1 pseudogene is annotated in these 2179 nt (G+C 72.6%); it reads right to left on the reverse strand.

Annotated features, from left to right (window positions below):
- Positions 1-2179 (reverse strand): annotated as a pseudogene (locus IH80_RS46735) (beta-ketoacyl synthase N-terminal-like domain-containing protein); the annotation flags it as partial.

Raw genomic sequence — 2179 nt, forward strand, 5'->3', positions numbered from 1 at the left:
GCGAGGGCCCGCAGGCCGACGACCGCATCGCCGGTTCCGGTGGCGACGACCACCGCCCGGTGTTCCAGCGCCGCACGCGACGTGACCAGCGAGTACGCGATGTCCGCGGCGCGGACCGAGTCCCCGACGGCCTCGAGGTGGTCGGCGAGCTTGCCCGCCTGCGCCTTCAGCGCCTGCGCCGACTTCGCGGACACGACGAACGGCAGCGGGCCTTCGCGGCGCGGCCACGGCCGGGCCTCGGTCAGCAGCTCGACGGCGCCGGACTCCCAGTCCACCTTGGGGGTGGGGGCGTCCACGTGCAGGGTCTTGGGCAGCAGGTCGTTCTGCAGCGCCATGACCACCTTGATGATGCTGGCCACGCCGGCCGCGCCCTGGGCGTGGCCGATGTTGGACTTCAGCGAGCCGAGCCACAGCGGTTCGTCCTCGGGCCGGTCCTGGCCGTACGTCGCCAGGATGGCCTGCGCCTCGATCGGGTCGCCGAGGGCGGTGCCCGTGCCGTGCGCCTCGACCGCGTCCACATGAGCAGGACACCGACGCCCTCGGCCCACGCGGTGCCGTCGGCACCGGCCGAGAAGGCCTTGACCTTGCCGTCGCGGGCCAGGCCGCGCTGGCGGGAGAACTCCACGTAGGTGTCGGGGGTCGACATGACCATCGCGCCGCCGGCCAGGGCCATCGAGCACTCGCCGGAGCGCAGGGCCTGGACGGCCATGTGCAGGGCGACCAGGGAGGAGGAGCAGGCCGTGTCGATGCTGAGGGACGGGCCCTCCAGGCCCAGGGTGTAGGAGACGCGGCCGGAGGCGACGCTGCCCGCGGTGCCGGTCAGGCGCAGGCCCTGGAGTTCGGCGGGGGCCTGCTGGAGACGGACGGTGTAGTCGTGGCTGATGATGCCGGTGAAGACACCGGTGTCGCTGCCGCGCAGCTCGGCCGGGTCGATGCCGGCGCGCTCCAGGGTCTCCCAGGAGGTCTCCAGCAGCAGGCGCTGCTGCGGGTCCATCGCGAGGGCCTCGCGCGGCGAGATCCCGAAGAACCCGGCGTCGAACTCGCCGACGTCGTGCAGGAAGGCGCCCCGGTCGACGTACACCTTGTCGATGGCTTCGGGGTCGGAGTCGAAGAGGTTGTCCAGGTCCCAGCCGCGGTTGTCGGGGAAGCCGCCCATGGCGTCGACCTCGTTCTCGACCAGCTTCCACAGGCCCTCGGGGCTGGTGGCGCCCGCCGGGAACCGGCAGGCCATGGAGACGATGGCGATCGGGTCGTCGTGGTCGGCCGTGGCGCTGTCGGTCCGGGCCGCCTGGGCGGTGATCACCGGCTGGTCGCCGATGCCCAGCTCGGTGCGGAGGTGGCGGGCCAGCGTCAGCGGGTTCGGGTAGTCGAAGACGACGGTGGCCGAGAGGCGGATGCCGGTAGCGGCGGAGAGCCTGTTGCGCAGTTCGACCGAGGTCAGCGAGTCGAAGCCGGCGTCCTTGAAGGCGCGCTCGCCGTCGACGGTGTGTGCGCCGGCGTGGCCGAGCACGGCCGCGGCCTGGCCGCGGACCAGTTCCAGGAGCAGGCGCTCCTGTTCCTCCTGCGGGAGCCCGGTGAGTTCCTGTACGAGGGAACCGGCGGGAACGGCACCGGCCTTGGCGGCCTGCCTGGTCCGGCGGACCAGTCCGCGCAGGATCACCGGGACGGGGTCGTCCGCGGAGCGGGAGCGGAGCGAGGCGAGGTCCAGACGGGCCGGCACGAGGGCGCCTTCGGCGGAGTCCAGCGCGGCGTCGAAGAGCGCGTTGCCGATCTCGGCCGTGATGCCGAGCATGCCGTCGCGCTTGTTGCGCTGGAGGGCGGCGCCGTCGAGGTTCTCCGTCATGGCGCTGGTCTCGGACCAGAAGCCCCAGGCCAGCGAGGTGGCGGGGAGGCCGAGGGTACGGCGGTGGCGGGCGAGACCGTCGAGGAAGCCGTTGGCCGCGGCGTAGTTGCCCTGGCCCGGGTTGCCGAAGACGTTCGATGCCGACGAGTAGAGGACGAAGGCGGCGAGGTCGAGGTCCCGGGTCAGCTCGTGCAGGTTCCAGGCCGCGTCCACCTTCGGACGGAACACCTTGTCCAGACGCTCGCACCGGCCGTGTGCACCACGGCCGTCAGCGGATGCTCCACCGGAACCGAAGCCAGCAACGCGCCCAGCGCCTCACGATCGGCCGCGTCACAC

Source organism: Streptomyces sp. NRRL S-378, from assembly GCF_000720645.1.
GTDB lineage: Bacteria > Actinomycetota > Actinomycetes > Streptomycetales > Streptomycetaceae > Streptomyces.